Source organism: Parvularcula sp. LCG005 (assembly GCF_032930845.1).
Taxonomy (GTDB): Bacteria; Pseudomonadota; Alphaproteobacteria; order Caulobacterales; family Parvularculaceae; genus Parvularcula.
Window position 1 is genome coordinate 509,490 of the sequence record NZ_CP136758.1, and the last position, 22,569, is coordinate 532,058.

The 22,569-nt window shown below is 59.0% G+C and carries 21 protein-coding genes; 11 read left to right on the top strand and 10 right to left on the bottom strand.

The features are described from left to right. Window positions 1-97: 97 nt before the first annotated feature. Both RUI03_RS02335 and RUI03_RS02340 read right to left on the bottom strand, forming a co-directional pair. Window positions 98-637 carry a YcxB family protein gene (locus tag RUI03_RS02335; protein ID WP_317288678.1) on the bottom strand — a complete coding sequence of 180 codons (540 nt, stop codon included), beginning with the start codon at window positions 635-637 and terminating at the stop codon, window positions 98-100. Window positions 638-1,307: 670 nt separating this feature from the next. Further along, a complete protein-coding gene (locus tag RUI03_RS02340) occupies window positions 1,308-3,254 on the bottom strand; it encodes a PrkA family serine protein kinase (RefSeq protein WP_317288679.1) in 1,947 nt (648 codons plus the stop codon). Between the two features lie 410 nt (window positions 3,255-3,664). On the opposite strand from RUI03_RS02340, the gene RUI03_RS02345 reads away from it, so the two are divergent. Then, window positions 3,665-4,267 carry a DUF1287 domain-containing protein gene (locus RUI03_RS02345; RefSeq protein WP_317288680.1) on the top strand — a complete coding sequence of 201 codons (603 nt, stop codon included), beginning with the start codon at window positions 3,665-3,667 and terminating at the stop codon, window positions 4,265-4,267. 71 nt (window positions 4,268-4,338) lie between these two features. Then, the gene (treF, locus tag RUI03_RS02350; RefSeq protein ID WP_317288681.1) at window positions 4,339-6,063 is read left to right on the top strand and encodes an alpha,alpha-trehalase TreF; all 1,725 of its coding nucleotides are present in this window, start codon (window positions 4,339-4,341) and stop codon (window positions 6,061-6,063) included. 19 nt (window positions 6,064-6,082) lie between these two features. Here treF and RUI03_RS02355 read toward each other — a convergent pair whose 3' ends face one another. Both RUI03_RS02355 and RUI03_RS02360 read right to left on the bottom strand, forming a co-directional pair. Then, entirely contained in the window at window positions 6,083-6,601 is a 519-nt protein-coding gene (locus RUI03_RS02355) for a hypothetical protein (protein ID WP_317288682.1), read from the bottom strand. Between the two features lie 36 nt (window positions 6,602-6,637). Continuing rightward, a complete protein-coding gene (locus RUI03_RS02360; protein WP_317288683.1) occupies window positions 6,638-6,883 on the bottom strand; it encodes a hypothetical protein in 246 nt (81 codons plus the stop codon). A 96-nt stretch (window positions 6,884-6,979) separates the two neighbouring features. Between RUI03_RS02360 and RUI03_RS02365 the strand changes: the two genes are divergently transcribed. Continuing rightward, window positions 6,980-7,657 carry a DUF2270 domain-containing protein gene (locus RUI03_RS02365; RefSeq protein ID WP_317288684.1) on the top strand — a complete coding sequence of 226 codons (678 nt, stop codon included), beginning with the start codon at window positions 6,980-6,982 and terminating at the stop codon, window positions 7,655-7,657. Window positions 7,658-7,659: 2 nt separating this feature from the next. Here RUI03_RS02365 and RUI03_RS02370 read toward each other — a convergent pair whose 3' ends face one another. Further along, window positions 7,660-9,216: a carboxylesterase/lipase family protein gene (locus RUI03_RS02370; RefSeq protein ID WP_317288685.1), complete on the bottom strand. Its 1,557-nt coding sequence runs from the start codon at window positions 9,214-9,216 to the stop codon at window positions 7,660-7,662. A gap of 581 nt (window positions 9,217-9,797) precedes the next feature. Here RUI03_RS02370 and RUI03_RS02375 point away from each other — a divergent pair. Then, a complete protein-coding gene (locus RUI03_RS02375) occupies window positions 9,798-10,574 on the top strand; it encodes a helix-turn-helix transcriptional regulator (RefSeq protein ID WP_317288686.1) in 777 nt (258 codons plus the stop codon). Here the strand turns inward: RUI03_RS02375 and RUI03_RS02380 are convergent. Next, the gene (locus RUI03_RS02380; RefSeq protein WP_317288687.1) at window positions 10,571-11,992 is read right to left on the bottom strand and encodes a mechanosensitive ion channel family protein; all 1,422 of its coding nucleotides are present in this window, start codon (window positions 11,990-11,992) and stop codon (window positions 10,571-10,573) included. The two genes, RUI03_RS02375 and RUI03_RS02380, sit on opposite strands and share 4 nt — an antisense overlap. Before the next feature lie 86 nt (window positions 11,993-12,078). Next, a complete protein-coding gene (locus RUI03_RS02385) occupies window positions 12,079-13,653 on the bottom strand; it encodes a lysine--tRNA ligase (protein ID WP_317288688.1) in 1,575 nt (524 codons plus the stop codon). A 96-nt stretch (window positions 13,654-13,749) separates the two neighbouring features. On the opposite strand from RUI03_RS02385, the gene RUI03_RS02390 reads away from it, so the two are divergent. The 4 genes from RUI03_RS02390 to RUI03_RS02405 are packed head-to-tail and all read left to right on the top strand — an operon-like array spanning window position 13,750 to window position 17,020. Then, window positions 13,750-14,184, top strand: coding sequence for a tellurite resistance TerB family protein (locus RUI03_RS02390; protein ID WP_317288689.1), 435 nt, complete (start codon window positions 13,750-13,752; stop codon window positions 14,182-14,184). Between the two features lie 14 nt (window positions 14,185-14,198). Further along, entirely contained in the window at window positions 14,199-15,590 is a 1,392-nt protein-coding gene (rimK, locus tag RUI03_RS02395; protein ID WP_410795900.1) for a 30S ribosomal protein S6--L-glutamate ligase, read from the top strand. Continuing rightward, window positions 15,587-15,952, top strand: coding sequence for a DUF952 domain-containing protein (locus tag RUI03_RS02400; RefSeq protein ID WP_317288691.1), 366 nt, complete (start codon window positions 15,587-15,589; stop codon window positions 15,950-15,952). The genes rimK and RUI03_RS02400 overlap by 4 nt, the downstream gene beginning before the upstream one ends. A 30-nt stretch (window positions 15,953-15,982) precedes the next feature. After that, entirely contained in the window at window positions 15,983-17,020 is a 1,038-nt protein-coding gene (locus RUI03_RS02405) for a quinone-dependent dihydroorotate dehydrogenase (RefSeq protein ID WP_317288692.1), read from the top strand. 2 nt (window positions 17,021-17,022) lie between these two features. Here RUI03_RS02405 and RUI03_RS02410 read toward each other — a convergent pair whose 3' ends face one another. Then, a complete protein-coding gene (locus RUI03_RS02410; RefSeq protein ID WP_317288693.1) occupies window positions 17,023-17,658 on the bottom strand; it encodes a TetR/AcrR family transcriptional regulator in 636 nt (211 codons plus the stop codon). A gap of 149 nt (window positions 17,659-17,807) precedes the next feature. Here RUI03_RS02410 and RUI03_RS02415 point away from each other — a divergent pair, with 149 nt between their 5' ends. Together RUI03_RS02415 and cmk are read left to right on the top strand one after the other, a co-directional pair. Then, entirely contained in the window at window positions 17,808-19,436 is a 1,629-nt protein-coding gene (locus RUI03_RS02415; RefSeq protein WP_317288694.1) for an amidohydrolase, read from the top strand. A gap of 89 nt (window positions 19,437-19,525) precedes the next feature. Continuing rightward, window positions 19,526-20,182, top strand: a complete 657-nt coding sequence (gene cmk / locus RUI03_RS02420) for a (d)CMP kinase (protein WP_410795901.1) — start codon at window positions 19,526-19,528, stop codon at window positions 20,180-20,182. Here the strand turns inward: cmk and RUI03_RS02425 are convergent. Then, complete coding sequence (locus RUI03_RS02425) at window positions 20,179-20,985, bottom strand: polysaccharide deacetylase family protein (protein ID WP_317288696.1); 807 nt, start codon at window positions 20,983-20,985, stop codon at window positions 20,179-20,181. The two genes, cmk and RUI03_RS02425, sit on opposite strands and share 4 nt — an antisense overlap. Window positions 20,986-21,124: 139 nt before the next feature. Here RUI03_RS02425 and RUI03_RS02430 point away from each other — a divergent pair, with 139 nt between their 5' ends. Then, complete coding sequence (locus tag RUI03_RS02430; RefSeq protein ID WP_317288697.1) at window positions 21,125-21,277, top strand: hypothetical protein; 153 nt, start codon at window positions 21,125-21,127, stop codon at window positions 21,275-21,277. Window position 21,278: 1 nt separating this feature from the next. On the opposite strand, the gene RUI03_RS02435 is transcribed toward RUI03_RS02430, so the two are convergent. After that, entirely contained in the window at window positions 21,279-22,094 is an 816-nt protein-coding gene (locus RUI03_RS02435; protein ID WP_317288698.1) for an alpha/beta hydrolase, read from the bottom strand. Between the last annotated feature and the right edge of the window lie 475 nt (window positions 22,095-22,569).

The following is a 22,569-nucleotide window of genomic DNA, read 5'->3' on the forward strand; positions in this document are numbered from 1 at the left end:
TTGACGGCGCAATGCGGCCTCAGGCTTCGACGGGGGTGTGGGGGAGTGACTTGGGACATTGCATGATCGTTCAAGATTGCGAAAGGTCCAATTTTCGTCAAATGACGCCCGGATGCGCGATCTTGTCATTCACTAACTGAATAAATACGACCCTCTCTTCATCTGAGGGAAAGGCGGCAAATGGGATCACGAACCCCTCGCAACGATCGGTATGTACAATGATGGTTTGGTGTTCTTGAGAAGCGCCGTCTATTGCCGACCAAGGGGCAGAGTATGAGACACCGTTACATTCGGTCTTGAGGCCGGCATCATTTATCGTGAGAACGACATTCCCGCAGAATGGGCCAAGGCCTTTCGTGGGTGGCAGCATGAACCTGCGGGATATATTGTTGGCTGCAAAACGGTAGCCGGTGGCACCCAGAAGCGCGCCAAGGATATAGCTGTGCGTTGTTGGGATCGAATACTTGTCAAGCAGGCTCCAAAGAAAACCCATACCTGCCGCGAAAACCCATGGTATCAGCGCGGCCAGCCACGTTCGCCAACTGCGCCATGTGCCATTCCAAAGTCGCCTCTGCGAACTGCGAACATAGGCCGCGAAGTCGTTTTTGGTTCTCTGCGCGGAATAGGTTTGTCGCATTTTCAACTCGTTTTGGAGAGGGGCTTAGAAGCAGGTATGGACCGTCTAGGCCGGTCTACCCTGATCCAACCCTATAAGTAATCTTGGTGCGCACGAAATCAACGAATGACGAACGTTGCTCGCTTGATTTGAATGCGGCAACTAGAATAACACAAATTCCGGCTGTCATTCGCACAAATATCATATTCCTGACCTCCACAACACCCGTCACCGCATCCCATGGGGCGCAAGTGGTGACGCCACTGTTGGTTTCGCCGATTTTGCTGTCATGCGCGATAAGCTCGAATGAGCCTATGAGGGGGTGAGAGGAAGACCATGATGATTGGACAAGCTTGGGCAAGAGAAAATCGCGAACAAGTTATGCAGCGATCGCGCCTAATAATCCGCATACAACAAATGAAATGGGTAGATGATAAAACGGATCCGTCAGATAGCCGGCCGCCCCTCCGACTAGACCACCTGCCAGCGGTAGAATCAGAATGGCGATGGCTTTACGGACGGGAAGGACGCCTCCGCCCCATGCGTCTCTCGCCATCAGTGTTCTCAACGCCCACATATCGGCTTTTGTCCGCGCGGCGGAAAGAACCCAACTTGTCATGACCCATGCATTCAAAAAACGGCCACACTGTTGTGTGTGGCCGTCGGTGGGTGGAGTGGCATAGTCTTTCAATCAGCCCGCTTTGTTCACGCGCATGTACCACTCGACGAGGCGGCGGACCTGTCGCGGGGTGTAACCGCGGGCCGTCATGCGCTCGACAAAGTCGTGATGCTTTTTCTCCGTCTCCGAATCTTTCTTGGAGTCGAAGGAGATCACCGGCAGCAGGTCTTCGACCTGCGTGAACATGCGCTTCTCAATCACTGAGCGCAGTTTCTCATAGGAGGTCCAGGACGGGTTGCGCCCTTCATTGGCGGCACGGGCGCGTAGGGCGAACTTCACAACCTCGTTCCGGAAATCCTTAGGGTTCGCGATGCCTGCAGGCTTCTCGATCTTGGACAGTTCCTGATCCAGCGTATTGCGGTCCAGAAGCTGGCCGGTGTCCTGGTCCTTGAAGTCCTGATCTTCGATCCACGCATCCGCATAGGAGATGTAGCGGTCAAAGAGATTCTGTCCGTACTCCCCATAGCTTTCCAGATAGGCTTTCTGGATCTCCTTGCCGATAAAGTCCGCATAGCGCGGGGCAAGGTCCGCCTTGATGAACTCGAGATATTGCTTCTCGACCTCGTCGGGGAACTGCTCCCGCTTGATGGCATTCTCCAGCACATACATGAGATGGACAGGATCGGCGGAGACTTCCTCGGTGTCGAAGTTGAAGGTCTCCGACAGGATCTTGAACGCAAAGCGGGTGGAAATCCCGTCCATGCCCTCATCGACACCGGCGGCATCTTTGTATTCCTGATGAGACTTGGCTTTGGGATCGGTGTCCTTCAGCTTCTCGCCGTCATAGACGCGCATCTTGGAGTAGAGGTTTGAATTCTCGTGCGCGCGCAGGCGGGTCAGAACCGAGAACCGGGCCAGCATGGGCAGGGTCTCAGGCGCACAGGATGACGTCTTCAGCTCGGAATGGGTGAGCAGCTTCTCGTAAATCTTGGTTTCTTCCGTAGGCCGCAGACAATAAGGCACCTTGATAACCGAGATCCGATCAAGGAAGGCCTCGTTGGACCGGTTGTTGCGGAACTGCTGCCATTCGCTTTCGTTCGAGTGAGCCAGAATGACACCCTGGAACGGGATCGGGCCCAAGGCTTCCGTGCCGACATAGTTGCCTTCCTGCGTTGCCGTCAGGAGAGGGTGGAGCACTTTGATCGGTGCCTTGAACATCTCGACAAATTCAAGAAGTCCCTGGTTCGACATGCACAGGCCGCCGGAATAGCTGTAGGCGTCGGTATCATCCTGGCTGAAATGCTCCAGCTTGCGGATATCCACCTTGCCAACCAGCGCCGAAATGTCCTGGTTGTTCTCATCGCCGGGCTCTGTCTTGGAGACGGCCACCTGACGCAGTTTCGATGGCCACAATTTGACCACGGAGAATTTGGAAATGTCGCCGCCGAACTCGTCGAGACGTTTTACTGCCCATGGTGACATGATGCCGGACAGACGACGTTTCTCGATGCCATATTTCTCTTCAAGAAGATCCTGTAGCGGGCCGGACTGGAACAGGCCCAGCGGGCTCTCGTAGATCGGGCTGATCTGTTGGCCGGCTTTGAGGACGTAGATCGGATAGGTTTCCATCAGATCTTTAAGGCGTTCAGCGAGGGAGGATTTCCCGCCACCGACCGGCCCCAGCAGGTAGATCACCTGGCGCTTCTCTTCGAGGCCCTGAGCCGCATGGCGGAAATAACCCACGATCCGCTCGATCGTGTCTTCCATGCCGTAAAAGCCTTCAAACGCCTTGTAGCGCTTGATCGTGCGATTGAAGAAAATGCGGGAGAGGCGCGGGTCACGGGATGTGTCGACAAATTCGGGCTCGCCAATGGCCTTGACCATGCGCTCAGCGGGCGAGGCGTACATCATGGGATCATCTCGGCAGGCGAGAAGGTAATCCCGCAAGCTCATTTCCTCATGCCGCGTCCGCTCATAGCTTTCGGCAAATGCGTCGAAGATATCCAGTCCGTCACTCATGATCGCCACCCTTCTGGGCCGCGACATGGCCATCGCGGCCGGTTTCAAAGCATCATCGCCCGGCGGACCCGGTTGGCTCTGGCAGACGGCTGGCGCCGCCCGACACTCTTCAACAGAAGAAGTGCCCTGTCATCGGCCAAGTGTGGTGCCGCTAGGGGTATCGTACCCATCCGATGTTAAAAAGGTACGACCGTTCATCGCCGCTGACGAGTGCCTGATCGCCACACCATTGCGGGAATTGCGGGTAAAGATGGTTTAGGGGCATGAATTTGTTGATATAATTCTTTTTCGCAGTGCGTCATGAATTATCGGCCAACATCGTAAAAAGGGCCTTCTTTCCCATTGTTCACTGCCAATCGTCCGGAACCGGATCATGATGCGAAAAGGTTAACGCCGGGGAGGGCGCTAAAATGACTGTTTCGATCGCTGGAATGGCGCTGCTGGCGCTGACTGTTGGCTCGCCGGATTCGGGGCTGCGAATTGCTGAGGCGGCGATGGAGCGGACCGAGCACACCGTGACCTACGACCCCGCTTATCACCGGATCGACTATCCGGGCGGAGACGTCGCGCCGGATCGAGGCGTCTGTGCTGATGTGATCGTGCGCGCGCTGCGTCAGCTGGGGTTTGACCTGCAGGTTGAAGTCCATGAGGACATGAAGGCCGCTTTTTCTGCCTATCCTGCCCATTGGGGTCTGACGCGGCCTGACCCCAATATCGACCATCGGCGTGTGCCCAATCTCGAAGTCTTCTTCACCCGGCAAGGATGGCGCGAGCCCATCAGCGATCGCTCGGCGGATTACCGGCCGGGTGATATCGTCTCGTGGAACCTGCGCGGTGCGTCAGGGGGCTGGTTGCCACATATCGGCATCGTCACAGCGCAGACGGCAGCCTCTGGCCGCCCCCTGGTGGTACATAATATCGGTCGCGGCCCTCAGGCGGAGGACGTGCTGTTCGACTGGCCCCAGACCGGACATTTCCGGGCGTCACTGCCCGCGGCTGGGAATGATCGCTGATATTGCCCTCTGCAGACGACCGTCTAGATGAGGGGGAAGAATAATCGGCCTCAGGCTGACAGGGGGGAGATGTGGCGGCACATCGATGGTGGTTTGGCCTTTGCATGACGGGTCTGATGGGACTGGAAATGCTGACGGCTTGCGCCCCCGATAGTGCTGACGCGACCGAAACGCGGACATCCGTCCCGACCGAAAGAAGTGAGGCTGTTCCTCTGTCTGTACCGAACCGGGATATCCAGTCGCCGTCGGAACTTTATCCGGTCCTGTTCCCCCAGATTGCCCTGAGCGGTGTTGTCGATCCGAAAGACTGGGCCGACGCGGTCCCGCTCTTTCCGGCGGACGAGATAAACGCCGCCTATGAAAAAGAGGCGCCGCAGACTCGTGCCGCAATGCGGGCCTTTGTGGAGACGCATTTCCGGCTTCCCGAAGAAATGGCGACACCGAATGCTTGGGACGGTCGCGATCCGCGCACACTTTCAGATCATATCGACGCGTTGTGGGCACAATTGACCCGCGCGGCTGACGATGAGCATGAAGAAGAGGGGTCGCTGATCCCACTACCCTATGATTATGTCGTACCGGGTGGACGGTTCCGGGAAGTCTATTACTGGGATGCCTATTTCACCATGGCCGGGATGATAGACGGCTATGACCGCATCAAGCGGCGCATGGTCGATAATTTTGCCTATCTGATCGACGATGTCGGCCATATCCCCAATGTCAACCGGACCTATTACATCAGCCGCTCACAACCGCCGTTCTTCTTTGCGATGGTGGGATTGCTGTCCGAGGGGCAGGAGGAGTTGGCGTGGGCAGACTATCTGGATGCCATGCGAGCGGAGTATCGGTTCTGGATGGCTGGCGCCGACGGTCTTGCGCCGGGCGAGGCGTCACGCCGCGTCGTGCGGATGCCCGACGGCAATATCCTGAACCGATACTGGGATGATCGTGATGTGCCGCGGGATGAGTCCTTCATTCAGGATCACGAGACCGCAGCGCGCTCTGACCGGGAGCCGGCAGAGCTGTTCCGCGACCTGCGGGCTGGGGCGGAAAGCGGCTGGGATTTTACCTCTCGCTGGCTTGATGATCCCAATGACCTGTCGACCATCAGGACGACGCGCATCATTCCCGTTGACCTCAATTCGCTCATGTACGGCATGGAGCGGGCCATTGCCGCTGGCTGCACGGCAGAAGGCGATACGGCGTGTGCGGCAGAATTTGAAGATCGGGCATCACGCCGAAAAGCGGCCATGAACACCTATCTGTGGGACCCGGACAAAGGCATCTTCGGTGACTATGACTGGGAACGCGAGGCACTGACGCCGCATCTGTCCGCCGCCAGCATCTATCCGCTGTTCCTCGGTGTCGCGACGCCGTCGCAGGCGGCGTCAACAGCCGGCATGGTGCGCGAGGATCTGCTCGCGCCGGAGGGCATGCTTTCCACGCCTGTCGTCACAGGGGAACAATGGGATGCGCCGAACGGCTGGGCGCCGCTGCACTATATGGCGGCCGTCGGGTTTGACGCCTACGGCGAAGAGACCCTTGCCCGGACAATCGCCGAGCGGTGGCTGAGCACAGTGGCGCGCAGTTATTGCCAGTCGGGCAAGCTCGTCGAAAAATATAATGTCGCCGAAGCCAAGCCCGGCGGCGGCGGTGAATATCCGACCCAGGACGGGTTTGGCTGGACGAACGGTGTCACTGCCGCCTTGTTGCGCCGCTATCCCGATCTTGCCGGGTATGGTGACGTTCGGCCTGCGGGCGCGGATTTGGACCGGTGCGAGGCCATTGGCCGATAAAGGAAGACGGCGCCAATGGCTACTGATCGAGCCGGCGGGAGAAGAACAGCCTGAATTCCATATCGGGGGAGGCCTGTGACAGGCCCAACAGCAATCCCGGCGTCACTGTCCATCCGGTTCCCACGGGAAAAGAGGCGTACGGACCGATCTGGTGGCGTTGGCGATCATAGGGCGCGAGGCGCGCCGTGGTGCCGTGGAGGTCGTAGGCCTCAATCCCGAAATGTCGTTTGCTGCCGTCAGTGCAGTCTGCGCGCAGACGCGTCTCCAGTTTGATCCCATTGGCCGCCTGGTCGCCCATTTCCTTGCTGGTCACCAGAATGGCGCGGGTGGAAAAGGAGTCTGTCCATTTCTGCTCGCTCAGGAAAAACAGGGAAACGCCGTCCGGCGCGGTGCCATTGCGGATAGTGGCATCGAGCCTCAGACCGGATCGAAATCGCGCGTCGTCGTCCGAGAGTTGCCAGTACAGGTTCGCCGATGCCTGCCGAAACTGCAGGGCGCCGCCTTCCCGCCAGATACCTTCACCAACGATCCGGCCCATGACCCGGCCGTTGAAGGCGTACGCGTAATGCAGGCGTTAGCCCAATACATCCAGGCGACCGTCAGTCCCGGGAACATAACTTGTCCGATAGGAGAAGGACCGCTCCTGCGCGTCCACCTGCGGCGAGGTCACGCCGCTTAAATTCTGCGCAAAAGCTTGCGGGGCGAGCGCGAGCCCCAAGGGAATCAGCGTGCGCCAAAGGCGAGCGGACGACATGAGAGCGTGCCATAAATGGTCCAGCATCAAATATGCTGGTGGCTCATCATACGCGAAGCGCGCCATCGCATACTAATCAGTCTTCATAAAGACCTGTTTAGAACCACCTTTGCGTCCGCAGCCAAACCGGATCACTATGCCAAAAACTGACCGGTGGAAACAATGGCAGAAGCAGACGACGAACCTTTTGAATCGTTCAGCAATGCGGAACTGGGCGCCATGGCGCATCTTTACCGCGGCGAGATCTATCGCTCGACCATCTGGCGCACGCGGCTTGATGCGACGACCAATTGGGCGGTCGTGTCCCTGGGTCTGGCCCTGTCGATTACCTATGCAGATCCAGCTGCATCGTCACTGCCGCTCCTGCTGGTCACGTTTCTGATCATGGTTTTCCTGTATCTCGAATCCCGGCGATACCGCTACTTCAACGTCTGGCGCGCACGCGCACGGTGGCTGGAAATCAATTTCTATGCGCCTCTGCTGCGGCGTCAAAAGCACCCCGAAGAGGGCAAATGGCAGGACAGGCTGGCGCTCGACTATGAGCGCCCCGAGCATCACATCAGTTTTTCAAGGGCTTTGGGGCGTCGGCTTCGGCGGAATTATCTATGGATATTCTCGGTGCAGTTCCTCGCCTATATCGGCAAGAACATCATTCATCCGGGACACCTTGAATCGCGTGCGGAGTTTTTCTCGCGTCTGTCGATCGGCGCCGTACCAGGAGAAGCGGTGCTGTCGACCGTCATCACCGCCTATGTCGGCGTGTCGGGCTTTACGCTCTTCATGTATCTTCAGGACAAGAAGCGTTTCCGTGAAAGTCCTAACCCGATCTCGATGGGCTAGGCTCAGGGGTGCGCCATCCAATCGCACAAGGGTTCGCGCGGGTTGGCGTCGACGACTGGCCCTTTATTGCTGAACTCGAGATAGCTCCGGTTGGATGTCGTATATGGCGGCCATTGCGCTAGGTCCGGACCGTTCGGATCGCCGTTGCGGGCAAAATTGGCCCAGTAGGACTGGATCGGCAACGCGCCGTGATCGAGGAAATTGAAACCCATCACGTAATTTGTCTCGACGCCGTGGCTGATCTTGTCTGTCGGTCCGTAATCGAATGAATAGAGCCAGACCGACTGTCCGGCATTGGCCGCTGCCCGTCCGGTAAATATCATCGGACACCGGTAGTTGATGTCTGTGGCGAGCTGAATGGCGATCGACCCAAGCCGATTAGAACTGACCGGCAGATTTCCCTCGCCCCAGCCATAATAGGCAAAGGCACCATCGGTGTGCTCACCGAACAGCGCTGGTATCGCCCGCGCGGCGTCCTCGTCACTCGCAAACATCGGGCTTTCTTTTGCAGCCCATCCCGCCAGCAGCGGCACAGGGGCCGCGTCACCGCGCGCGAGGACGTCTTCGGTCGGTTCCGTCAGTACACGACCATCGATAGTGGGCGCCATGAAGATCTGCCAGCGTTCAATCCCCGCGGGCAGGTCCACAGTCTGCTGCGCATCCAGAAGGACACTGCCGGGCAGGGCGCGCAGATCGGCCGCGGTCGCCTCGGCGGGCAATCCTGCCTTCGCAGCGATTGCCATGCCTAGGGTCTCGGCCGCTGTAAGAGGTCGGGAGGGGAGAGAGAAGTTTGACGAGCCACTCTGCTGGATGGCTCTTTGGAAAAGCCCCTGGGACGCGGGTGCCTGCTGGTGCAGGGCCACAGCCTGGCTGCCGGCAGACGCCCCGAATATCGTGATGTTCTCCGGGTCGCCGCCAAACGCCGCGATATTGTCCTTGATCCATTGCAGGCCGAGCTGCTGGTCCATGAGCGCGTAATTGCCCGAAGCGCCATCCTGCTCGGCGCTGAGGGCGGGATGGGCCATGAAACCGAATACGCCGAGGCGGTAGTGGAGGGTGGCCACCACCACATCCTGCTGGTGCAGTGTGCCATCAACGGCCCACGTGCCGCGACCGCCCACATTCGCGCCGCCATGGATAAAGACCATGACCGGCTTCAGCGAACTGGCTTCGATGTCCGGTGTTCTGATTTCGAGGAAGAGGCAGTCTTCCGACATATTGGCGCGGTCAGTGCCATTCCATCCCAGATCCGCCTGCAGGCAGGCGGGCGCGGGCGTTTCACTGCGGCGAACGTCGGACCACGGGGCCACCGGTTCGGGCGCGCGCCAGCGGCGTTCGCCCACCGGCGCTTCTGCATAGGGGATCGCGCGGAACTGGACACTGCCATCGCCCATAAAAAGGCCCGATACAGGTCCTGAACGCGTGGACACGAGCGATGGATCAGTGCGGTTCATATTGGCCGAAACAGCGTCCTCGATTGATGGGGCAGGCTCGGCGCAAGCACATAACAGTGCCGCAAGCGCCACCACGACCGAGGAGGTGAGTGAGTAGTGCGACATGAACATCCTTGGAAATCTGGCAGCCTGTCAAAACATCGCTGTCTGACCAACTTATAATATTACGGTATTTCAGCCATGAAGGAAGAAAATTCGGTGTCATGAACGGCCAGAACGACCTGCGTGTGGGACCGACGCAACATTTGTCTTGGCTCGCCCATTTTCTCACTGACGCCACGAATGAGCTCAATAGTCTGTCGACGTGCAAATTTGTGTCATGCGACAACCTGCGAGAGAATTTTTATGCCGACAGCCTCAGGCTTCTTTTCAAGATCTCGAATATTCGTAAAGTGCCCAACAGATATTCTGATGAAAAAATATGACAACTGAAACGCCGCGTGCCGCCTTTCGCATGCTACAAGGGCGGTATAGCGTTGTTGACGATAAAACGGCGTGATGATACCGGCGCGCTCCCACCATATCAGCGTTATCAACTGACAATTTCGATTGTTTTTCCTTCAATCGACTTTAAGTGCTGCTCCCCACAAAAATGTTTTGCTAGGCACGCTGCCGATTAATGATATCGTTTTTCAATACGTTCTGCAGAGGCGTCCTTATTGACGTCCCAAACCCCAGGTGACCCCTTGTTTCTAGAGAAGTTTATTGTCGATGCGCATGATTGCCATGCGGTCTGTGCGCTCAGGGAGCATTTTCTCTCATTCCTCGAAAATTACGGCGTCACGGACGTCATCGGTCACGTCATGCCGTTCGGCGGCACGTTCAAAGGTGGCTGGGAGCCCATAATTTCTACGTTTCCAAAAGAGGTGACAGACTTTTACCGGGGCATCACGGATGTTGAGCGCGACCCTTTTCTCAATCGCCTTCTGATGACGGGCGGACCCGTCCTGCACTCGGAGGTCAAGAACGCCTTCAATTGGAGTGAGCAGACGGCCAGGATGTCAGAAATGATGCGGGATAACGGGATGCGGGACTCGCTGGGTGTCATGACGCTCGCCGGTCCTGGCCTCGCCGCAGTGTTTGCTCTGGTCTTCCCTAGGGAAGTTGATCTCGATGAGACCAAACGCATGACGCTGCAAATGGGGTGCTATGTGTTCTTCAAACGCCAGCAGCAACTAAAGAACGACGGTACATCGGCCAGCCTAACACCGCGTGAGCGGCAGATCATGGTCGGTATCCTGCGCGGGCAGACAAACCCGCTCATTGCTGACCAGTTGGGCATTTCAGAGCACACGGTCGATACTTACGTCCGGCGGCTCTTCGCCAAGGTTGAGGCGTCGAGCCGGCTTGAACTGGCCATGAAATGTCTGTGTGCAGGACAATTGGTCAATTTTCTTCTCAAGAAGAATGATGAACTCTTGGGCCCTGACCCAGTGGACGAACCGTCAGCTGGCGTTATTTAGGCCTTCGGTGTCTGGCCCTCATCACCAAACTCAGTCGGCGCCTGGGCTGAGAGCAGGTCTTCCTCTCTCGTCGCAGCCCGATCCTCGCTGACTTTTTTCTCGATCGACTTGTCCGGGCGCGTGTCCATTTCGCCTTTCGCGATGGCTTTCACCTTGGGCTCTGGTGGCGCGGCCTGCGAGCCTTCTTTGGCAGAGGACGGCAGTTCGGTTGCCAGCGTCGATGGCACGCCATCGATGCGGAGCCGATAGATCGGTTCTGGCAGGGTGAAGCCCTTTTCTTCCAGTGTCTGCTTGACCGCCCTGATCGACGCGGATTTGGCTTTGAGAAAATCCGTGTGGGACTGATTGATCCAGGGGGCAAAGGTCAGAACGATATTGCTGTCGCCAACCTCTTCGATCCAGGCGGTCGGTGTAGGCTCGGCCAGGACGAAATCCAGTTTCTGCAGAGCCGCCAGCCCGGTGTCGATCCCTGCCACCGGGTCATCATCGGCATCGACCCCGAGGGCAAAGGTGATCCGGCGTTCAGGATTGCGCGTGTAATTCGTGATGATGGCGTTGAACACATTGGCGTTCGGGATACGGACATGATTGCCGTCCGGCGTCATCAGAATGGTCGCGCGGGAAGTGAGGCGCACGACATTACCGCGCAAGCCATCGATTTCGACGAGGTCATTGGCGCGAAAGGGCTGCCTGATCGACAGCATGATCGACGAGATGAAGTTCTCGATCGTGTCCTTCACGGCAAAACCGACGGCGAGGCCGAGAACGCCCGCCGCGCCGAGGACAGCGGACAGAATGGCGACCGCATCCAGAATGTTCAGGGCAATGACAACCCCCAACAGACCGAATATGATGGGCACCACCATTCTGATCAGATTGCTGATCAGGGGATTTGGCGCGACCCGCGACCAAAGCCATTTCTGTCGGGCGATCAGCGCGCCGGCGAGCCAGAACAGGATGGCGGTGACAAGCGCGATCGCAAGCAGGGGAAGCAGTGAAATCGTGTCGTCGAGGACGGCGCGGGTCCGTTGCGCTGCCGGTCCCAATCGTTTGTCAACGGATGAGTCTATTTGCACAGCGTTATCGACAGCGACAACACCGCTCACGCGACCGGCCAAGGTCTCCGCCTGATCGGCCGCATCGGTTTCGACGACCGTTCCGTTCAGCCGGACGACGCCCTGCTGCACGGTGATATCAACATTGGAGAGCGCCGGAATGACATCGAAAATACCGCGCAGGCGGGCCTCAATGGCGTCGTCCGCATTGGCGTCCTCCGCCGCAATGGCGATGTCACCATCGGTCAGTGTGATGGTGCCGGGCGACGCGGCGGCTTCAACAGGTGTCCGATCGTCCTGCGCAAACGCCGCGTCGGGCAGGCAGAGCATGAGGGCGCAGGCAAGAGCAATGCGATAAATCATGCTGACTATCTAGTCCCCGCCCTCGCGGGGGCGACACCGGACCGAATGCGTGTCTCGACATCCGATCCGGTATGTCCGTCGGCCGGTTAACGTGCCAGCGCCTCACGGATCAATGCTGCCGTCGGTTTGGGGCCGTAGATCTTGGTGAAGGGCCCCATGCGCGGACCGTCGGACTGGCCGAAGACGACCTCATACAGTCCCTTGAACCATTCGCGGATGTTCTCGTAACTTACCGATTTGCCGGCATCAAAGACGGCCGTCTGGTAATCATCTTCGGCAAGATCTTTATCCATGCCTTCGAAGCGGTCCGCCAGGAACTCAAGGGCCTGACGTTCCTGATCGGTTGGTGCACGGAACTGTTTCTTCGGCTTCACGAAATCTTCGAAGTAATTGATCGCATAGCCGAGCATGGGCTCCAGCGCCGCCATGGCCGCCGGGCTGGCATCAGGTCGGTACTTCTGCACAAAGCCGCGCAGGATATCGGTGTCGGATGTGCCTGAGGCGTCGACGATATTCATCAGCAGGCCAAAGCTGACCGGCGGCACAACGGCGGGCGGCTCGCCGCTATGGACGTGCCATGCCGGGTTATCGATTTTCTTCGCGCCGTCCATCTCGGGATAGCGCGCCACGTGCTGCCAGTACTCGTCGACCGTTTTGGGGATGACGTCGAAATACAGCTTCTTGGCCTTTTTGGGCTGGTGGAAATTGTACAGCGACAGACTTTCCGGCGCCGCATAGCGCAGCCATTCCTCGATCGTCAGGCCGTTGCCTTTGGTCTTGGAGATCTTGTTGCCGTTCTCGTCGAGGAAGAGCTGATAATTGAAGCCCGCGGGCGGGGTGCCCCCCAGCGCCTTCACGATCCGGTTCGAGAGGCGAACCGATTCAGTCAGGTCTTCACCGGCCATCTCATAGTCAACGCCGAGCGCGTACCAGCGGCCGGCCCAATCGGCCTTCCACTGCAGCTTGACCGCGCCGCCCTTGACCGAGCTCGTCACCTTCGTGCCATCTTCGTCCTCGAAAACGACTTCGCCCGTCGCAGCGTCGCGCTCAAGGATCGGCACATAGAGAACACGGCCGGTGCTGGGGCTGATAGGCAGGATGGGGGAGTAGGTCTGGCGACGTTCTTCACCCAGCGTGGGCAGAATAATGTCCATGATCTCGTCATAGACCTCCAGCACCCGCACCAGTGTCGAATCGAACAGGCCATCGCGATAGGCTGCCGCTGCTGACTGGAACTCATACTCAAAGCCGAACTGGTCGAGAAAGGCCTGCAGACGGGCATTATTGTGGGCCGAAAAGCTTTCATGCGTGCCGAACGGGTCGGGCACGCGGCACAGCGGCATCTGCAGATAGGCCTCAAGCTGCTCTGGATTGGGCACGGTCGGCGGCACTTTGCGCATGCCGTCCATATCATCGGAAAAGCAGATCAGGCGCGTTGAGCGGCCGGTCAGACATTCAAAGGCGTGGCGCACCATGCTGGTGCGCGCCACTTCGCCGAATGTCCCAAGATGCGGGAGGCCCGATGGGCCATAGCCCGTCTGGAAGACCACGGGGGCGTCCTTGTCCATCTTCTCCAGCCGTTTGACCAGGGCCTTGGCCTCTTGGAACGGCCATGCCTTGGCCTCGGCGAAGTCTTCGGTGGTGAAGGTGTGCTCGGACACGGGGAAACCCTTTTCGTCTTCTTTACGGTGCGCAATGAATTTGCGATGGGACGCGGAGCCGACTAGCAAGCGGACCATCAATAAGGAAACAGGCGTATGGCGGAATCCTTGGTCAATTTGACCCCCCAAGAAGCAGTTATTTATCTCATGGTGCTGACGTCAGCTTCCGACGGTACCATGAATGAGCGTGAATTGCGCACAATTGGCCGCGTTGTGCGGTCCTTTCCGCTGTTTACCGCGAACGACGAAGACAACCTCGTCGCGACCTCTGAAAAGGCCGGCAGCATCATGTCCGCCGATGGCGGCCTGCACCGGGTGATCGATTCGGCGGCGGCGGCCCTGCCGGCCCATCTGAACGAAACGGCCTATGCCGCGGTAGTCGATGTGGTCACGGCCGATGAAACGATCGATATGGCGGAGATCCGTGTCCTCGAACTTATTCGCAATGCCTTGAAGGTGAGCGATGAGGGGGCTGCGGCCATCGAACACGCGGCACGCGCCCGTCATATGACCCTCGAGGAGACTGAGTGACCAAAACTGAATTTATGCTCGGCTGGGAAGAGTGGTGTTCCCTGCCGAAACTGGGACTGCCAGCGCTGAAGGTGAAAGTGGACACCGGCGCGCGGACCTCTTCGCTCCATGCCTTTACGGTTGATCCTTTTGGCCCTTCCGGGCGCCCGAAAGTCCGCTTTGGTATCCATCCCATTCCTGAAAAGCCTGAAGTCGAGATCTACTGCTCGGCGGACGTCATCGATCGGCGTGAGGTGACGAGCTCCAACGGCGAGTCCGAGATGCGGTACGTGATCGAAACGCCGATCCGCATGGGGGACAAGGAGTGGAAGATCCAGTGCACGCTGACGGATCGGGAGGGCATGAGCTTTCACATGCTGCTGGGCCGCCAGGCGTTGCAGTCATTCCCCTTCGACATGGAACCAAGGGTCCTGCCGTCCTCATCGTTCCAGCAGCCCAAGCTTGACTATTCCGTCTACGATGCGGTGGCCAAGCGGGCGCCGACCCGTCGCTCTCTCCGCATGGCGATCCTGACGCGCGAGCCCAATTCGTACTCGACCAAGCGCCTCGTCGAGGCCGCCGAAAGCCGCGAGCACGTGATCGAAATGATCGATACGACCCGCTGCTACATGCTGATCAATGCGGGTCGGCCGGAAGTGCATTATGACGGCCGCGCCCTGCCGCACTATGACGCTGTCATTCCGCGCATTGGCGCGTCTGTGACATCCTATGGTACGGCCGTGGTGCGCCAGTTCGAGGCCATTGGCGCCTACTGCATCAATTCCGCCCACGCCATTACCGCCTCGCGGGACAAGCTTTATGCGCATCAGATCCTTGCGCGTGACGGCATTGGGATGCCGACAACCGCGTTTGCGTCTTCGCCGAAGGACACGAACAATCTGATTGGCCTGATCGGATCGCCGCCCCTGATCGTGAAATTGCTTGAATCAACCCAAGGTCGCGGCGTCGTTCTGGCAGAGACCAAAAAGGCCGCCGATTCGGTGGTGTCTGCCTTCCGGGGCCTGCGCGCCGATTTCCTCGTCCAGCAATTCGTCAAGGAAGCGGGCGGTGAAGATGTGCGTTGCTTTGTCGTTGGCGGCAAAGTGATTGCGGCGATCAAGCGGGTCGCCGCGTCCGGTGAATTCCGGTCCAACCTACACCAGGGCGGCTCGGCTGTGAAAGTGCGGATCACAAAGGAAGAGCGGGAGACGGCCGTCTTGGCCGCAAAATCCCTCGGGCTCGGCATGGCCGGGGTCGACATGCTGCGTGCATCTGACGGTCCCAAAGTGTTGGAGGTCAATTCCAGCCCGGGACTTGAGGGGATTGAAAAAACGTCGGGTAAGGACGTTGCAGCCCTTATCATCGAAGAGATTGAGCGCCGCACGGCAAGCTATGTCCGCCGACGCCGCAAGGTCCAGACCACGTGAGCGTGTTCAGGAAGGGTCTCGTCTATCGTCTTATGCCAACACGGCATTGGGACATCGCTCTGGCGTCGGGGTTTCTGCCCTACAACGCCGATGATGAGCGGGACGGCTTCTTCCATCTGTCTGGTCCCGATCAGGTGATGGGAACAGCCGCACGCTTCTATGCGGATTGCGACGAGCTTGTCTGCGCCGGGTTCGCCGAAAAGACGTTGGCTGACGACCTGAAGTGGGAGGGCGCCAGCGATCACGGTGTTTTTCCGCACTATTACGGTTTTGTCCGGACAGAATGGGTCCAGCATAAACTGGCCGTGAACAAGCAGCCAAGCGGCCAGTTCGATGTCGTCGACAATGCCGAAGGCGCGTGAACCCGTTTCTTCCTACCAAAGGGCCTGACCATGTCATTGTGGCGATACGGAACATTCGCACTCAGCTTTCTTGATCCTGAAAGGGCGCACCGGCTCACCGTGCAGTCATTGAAGACGGGTGTCGGCGCGCGGTATCCGCAGGATCGCTTCCCGGCACTGGCAACCACCGTCGCGGGTCTGTCATTGCCGAACCCGCTTGGTCTTGCAGCAGGGTTCGACAAGAATGCCGAGGTGCCTGATGCCATGTTGCGGATGGGCTTTGGCTTTGTGGAAGTGGGGGCATCGACCCCGAAGCCACAACCGGGCAATGACCGTCCACGGGTGTTCCGTCTTCGATCCGATCGCGCCATCATCAACAGATATGGCTTCAACAATGAGGGGCAGGACGTGATTGCCGGCCGTCTGGCCCGCCGTGCTGGCAAGGCTGGCATTATCGGCATCAATCTGGGGGCGAACAAGAGCAGCGTCGACCGCACGGCAGATTTCGTATCGGGCATACGCTGTCTTGGTCCGCATGTTGATTTCTGTACGGTCAATGTCTCATCACCGAATACACCCGGTCTGCGGGCGTTGCAGGACGCTTCGGCGCTGTCCGCGCTTCTCTCTGCCGTGCTGGAGGCGAGGCCAGCGCAGACCCCTGTGTTTCTGAAAGTCGCCCCGGATCTCACCGACGAGGACAAAGCGGACATTGCATCGGTGGCGCTGTCCACCGGCATCGATGGGCTGATCGTCTCGAATACGACGATCGGTCTGCGCGAGGGGCTGAAGCGTCATGGCGAAGAAATGGGCGGGCTTTCCGGGCGCCCGCTCTTCCCGCTATCGACGGCTGTGCTTCACGATTTTGCCAAGACCATTGGCGGCCGCTTGCCGCTGATCGGTGTCGGCGGCATCGCGGGACCACAAGATGCGTACACGAAGATTTTGAAAGGGGCGTCTCTGGTCCAGCTTTACACCGCGCTGGTGTACAAGGGACCGGATCTCGTCAGCCACATCCTGGAAGGGCTGAACGAACGCCTCGCTGTCGACGGTTTTTCGTCAGTAGCTGACGCTGTTGGCAGAGACGTCTGACGTCAGTTCGATTCTTCGGCGGCCTGCTGCATGGGCAGCGTATCCTGTTGGGCGTAGCTTGCAATGATCCGTGCCGCAGCCGTTCGCGCCTGCTGGTCGGACTGTGACGACAGCCCCAGGGAGCTCGCCAGTTTGCGGTGGCCAGAAGCCAAGGCCATCACGACGCCTGCAAGTTCGAGCGAGGCGGAATGGTCCATCGCCGGGTAGGCACGAGAAATCTCGCCGCTCACCTGGTTGATCAGAACACTGTATTCTTCGTTCAGTTCTGTTTTCAGCAGATCATCGCCCACTGCAAGCGAGAGAAGGGCGTCTTCCACTGGGGCATCGCCCGGCATTCTGAGTTCGTCGTCCGCAACCATCCCGAACAGGAAGTCGAGCAGGAAATCCAGGCGTTTCGCTGGCAGTGACTGATTAAGCCCCCGGTTCAGAGCCTCTTGGGTTTCGACGGCCAGACGTTTGGCCAGGTCAACGGCGATGGGCTGCTGACGCGAATAATAATGTCGGACCAGTTGGCGCGACATACCTGCGTTTTTTGCAATGTCGTCGTTGGACGGCATTGAAACCCCTTTGGAGATCAGGGTGACCCGCAGGCCCTCAATAATTTCTGGCCGACGAAATTCGGCTACAGGTCTCGCCATTGGTGATCCTTTCCGCTGCGTCGTATAATAAGGTACAGGTCATAACCTATGATAGGGACTGGCCAGTCTCACAAGGCTTTGCTGGCATATAACGAAAGATATTGGTGTTCCGGATGATGAAACGCAGCGTAATTTCTATCTTGACGGGAATGACCGGATTTTCGGTCGCCATGGCTCAACCTGTGGTTTCTGATGTTACCGAGTGTCCGGAGCATTGGATTGTCGGTGATATTGTCACCGCCCCGGGTGAACGGGCGGGCGCCGTTTCGTTTTCGAAAGGGAAAATTCAGCAGGTGGGCGACGCCTCGCTTGCGCCAAATGAGGGCGCGTGCGTGATCTCTCTGCCGGACGGGGCGGTTGCCTTGCCGGGTCTGCACGATGCCCATGCCCACCTGATCGGCATCGGCTTTCGGGAAATGCGACTGAACCTTGAAGGCACCACGTCGATTGCGATGCTGAAAGCCCGTCTGGCTGATGCGTTGATGGATCTTCCGGACGGACAGCCGCTGACGGGGCGCGGGTGGATCGAGACCGGTTGGCCCGAAAAGCGGATGCCCAACAGGGACGACCTCGATGCCGTGGCCGAGGGCCGGATTGTCATCCTGGGCCGGTCAGACGGTCATGCAGCCGTCGTCAACAGTGCCGCGCTCGATGCCGCCGGTATTGATGACGAGACCCCCGATCCCGAAGGCGGGCGTATCGTCCGTGACCGGAACGGTCGGGCCACGGGTCTCCTCATCGATAATGCGCAATCTCTGGTCGCCGGTCTGGTCGACAAGCCGACACGGGAGGAGCGCAAGGAGGCCTTGCGCAGAGGCGCTGATGTCTACGCTTCGCGCGGCTGGACAAGCGTGCACAATATGTCCGTGGACGCCGGTGAGATTGACTTGATGGCTGAATTGGGGGCCTCAGGCGAACTGCCGATCCGTGTGTTCAACTATCTGGTGCCCGAGGCGCTGGACGCCCAAGCGGAAAAAGGAAAAACGTGCACCGATGATATGCGCGTCTGTGTCATGGGCATCAAATTTTATGTCGACGGCGCTCTGGGCTCACGCGGGGCTCTTCTCTTTGCACCCTACAGCGATGAGCCGTCGACCATGGGTCTGCAGCTGATGACAGGCGATGAGGCGCGGCCGATGATGCAGAAAGCGCTCGATGCGGGTCTGCAGGTTGCAACCCACGCCATTGGCGACAAGGGCAATCGGATCGTGCTCGACTGGTACTGGAAGCTGCTTTACGAACCGCAGATCGCCGACCATCGCTGGCGGATCGAGCATGCTCAGATCCTGAAGGTTGATGATATTGCTCGCTTCGCCAAACAGGCGGTGATTGCGTCGATGCAACCCAGTCACGCCATTGGCGATCTTTATTTCGCAGGAGATCGTCTGGGGTCAGAGCGTCTGAAAGGCGCCTATGCCTGGCGGTCGCTGGTAGAGCAGGGTGCCATCGTTGTCGGCGGCTCCGATGCACCGGTTGAGCAGGGTGAGCCCGCGATTGAACTTCACGCGGCCACGCGCCGGTTCGCGCTGAACGGCTATGAGGGCCCGGACTGGCACCCGGAAGAGGCTCTGACCGAACAGCAGGCGCTGGCCATCTTCACGACCAAGGCCGCCTACGCCGTGTTCAGGGAGGATGAGCTCGGTCGCCTCGCGCCGGGCTACAGAGCCGACATTACGGTGCTGACCGCAGACCCGTTCCGCTCGTCCTGGGAGAAGGTTGATGCCCTTATGACGTTTGTCGACGGCGAACGCCACGAGGGAAGGGCATCGCAACAATAGGCGCAATTCTCTGCGCCTTAGGGTGGGTTTCGGGCTGCACAATCTGAAAAAACGCTCTACAAGCTGCTTCCATGACTGCAGTACGCCCGATCATTATTGCCGTAGATGGACCAGCCGCCTCGGGTAAGGGAACCCTTTCCCGCCGCATCGCCAGCTATTACGAGCTGGCCTATCTCGACACCGGGACGCTCTATCGCGGTGTCGGCTGGGTCATGTTGTCGAAAAATCTCGATCCTGGTGACGAGGCCGCTGCCGGTGAGACCGCGCGATCATTCTCCCTTGAACAGATTGCCGGTGCCGACATCCGTACCCCGGATGTCGGCCGTGCGGCATCGCGGGTCGCGGCCCTGCCGGTGGTGCGCGCCGCGCTTCTGGATTTTCAGCGGCAGTTCGCGGCCAAGCCGCCTCATGGCGCGGCCGGTGCCGTGCTTGACGGCCGGGACATCGGTACGGTCGTATGCCCCGATGCCCTCGTCAAATTCTACATCACGGCAGCGCCGGAAGAGCGCGCGCGGCGACGGCATGAAGAACTGCGCCAGCGCGATGGCGGGCTATCCTATGAAATGACGCTCGAAGACATCAAGCGTCGCGATGCGCGGGATTCGGGCCGGGAAACGGCACCGATGCGGCCGGCTGCCGACGCCCAGTTCATCGACACGACAAAGCTGGACGCCGACGCAGTTTTCGCCAGGGCGTGCCGGTTCATCGACAACGCCATCGAAGACCGAAACGAAGCGGTCGGTTAATCCGCTTCAGACTGGTGCGTCGCCACCCAGGCCATGACCTCGCCGAACGGTGCCACCCAGATTTCATCCGTATGCGCGCCCAGATAGTCCGCGAGCTCTTTGTGGGACGCTGCAGGCACGGTCAGATAATCAGCACCCACGCCGTGAAATCCGATGACCAGAAGGCCGCCCTCTTTCTCAACGGCCTTGACTGCGCGGATCATGTCCTTGCCGCTGGCATCCTCGGGGAACCATTCACTGGGAACCGCGTTCAGTTCAATCTTGTTAGGATCATGCTCGGGTGCCGCAACGCCGCGGATGGCCGGTGCAAAACCCGCTTCCATGATCGGCGCGATAAAGTCTTCACCGCCGGCCAGCGTATTGCCGCAAGGCGTGGCGTAGGTGTGCATGGCCTTGCCGTCGAGCGCCGTCAGCAGGTTATTCATCACACGGAGTTCATTGAGCATCGTTGCGACACTGTAGTTCTCGAGGTGATATTGCTCTGGCATCTCGAAAGAGCCTGCGCGGCAGGGGTGAAAGACACTGTGATTGCCAAGCTCATGACCGCTTTCAGCGGTAGCGCGCCAGCGTTCGACAGACTCGTTTGCGAAGGTGCCGTTGAGAAAGAACGTGCCTTTGATTCCTGCGGCGTCGAGCGCCGGAATCGCAATGTCCAGATGCGACGGCATGCTGTCATCATAGGTCAGCACGACGGCCGCCTTCTTCCCTTCGGGCCATGCGAACGGCTCAGCGGCGAGGGCGCTCGTGCCGGTCAATGTCGCTATCGCGGTGCAGGCAGCAAGAGCAAATGGCTTGGTGAGCATCAGTGTTCCTCCATTTTCCCCGGAGTGTGGGCGGAAGCGAGCGATATTGCCAGCCCTGTTCAGAAGGGAGTGATGTAAAGCGTACTTGACATTCGTCGGTTCATTCTCCATTTTTCAATTAAGAGAGAAGGAGATCACGATGAACAGAATGGGTCCGAGCATAGCGATGGGCGTGGCTTTCGGCGCGGCGATGGGTGCTGCTACCGGAGAGATGGGTATGTGGGTCGGCGTCGGCGTGGCCCTTGGCGTGGCGTTTGGCACAGTGCTGTCTCGCGGACAGGATCGGCGCTAGGTCAGTTGCCGCGCGTCAGGGCCAGCATATTGGCAACGGCTTCGATCACCACATCTGGCCGATCCTGCATCACGTTGTGACCGCTGCCCTTGGCCAGCACACGCCGACGATAACGCGAAGCGCCAACGAATTGAGAATGTGCGATCCGAACGGCCTCTGCAATGACCGGGTCTGCGACAGTACCGTTTTCCGCTCGGATATCGATCAGCGGCAGATCGGTCCGGATACGCACAGTGGCCATGCGGGCCGCGGTTTCGGGATAGGCCTCGACGACGGGGATCACCGCTTTCGCAAGCTGCGGAGCCTGCGCCCGGACCATGTCATATTGTGGCCGGTACTGCGCCAGGATCATGTCGGTGTATTGGGGCGACAGCTCCGTCGGTATCAACGCGTCCACAAGGACCATGCCCACGATCTCTCTTGAGTTCTCAGCGAGAAGAAAGCCGATCAGCCCGCCATAGGAATGAGCGACAATGACGATGGGGCCACTGACGGCGTTGTCCGCAAGCGCGCGCTCCAGCGCCGCCGCCTCATCATCAATGCTGTAGGGCGGTGGGCTGAGCGGACTTTGACCAAGGCCGGCGCGATCATAGCGTACCACACGGCTATTCATCTCAGAGACTGCGTCCATGATCGGTGCCCAGGCCGTCAAATCCGCCCCATTGCCGCTGATAAAGACAAGGGCCGGCTCACCAGCACCATCGACCTCGACATGGAGTGGGGGGTGAACTGCGGTGACATCCTCGGCCTCAACCGGCGGAGAGGCGCAGCTGGCAAGACTGAGGGCGGCAAGCGGGAGAAGGCAACGCAAGAGCATGGGGCATTCCTGATGGCGCGCTACTGATTTTGCTGTTTATCGATAATAAATCAAGGGAAGATCGGTCTTGAGGCTTTCAACGCGGCACTGGCCGGGGCGGCGGGCAGCGCGTCGTTGACGCGTTAACCCTTTGGAATTGTTCGCTTTACGAGCGACGTTCAATCGCCATAATTCTGGTATCCCTTGCAGATGGCAGTTCTCTCCAACGCATCGGACATGGCGACCCACAGGTTACCGTCTTCATCACCTGACCTGACGTGGAGACGGCGTTGGGCGGTCCGGATCTTCCGGGCCGCCCTTCGAACGGGGAAGCGGCCAAGCGCCCTTGCTACCGGCGCACTTTGGGGATAAACCGCCGCCCATCGCGGGGTGTGCCCCGCCATCCACATGGCCAGACAAGGAGAGATGCGCGTTATCGCCCTGATTTTTCCGTTGATTTAAGGCTATTGCCCGGATTGGTGGACGCGCATTTTGA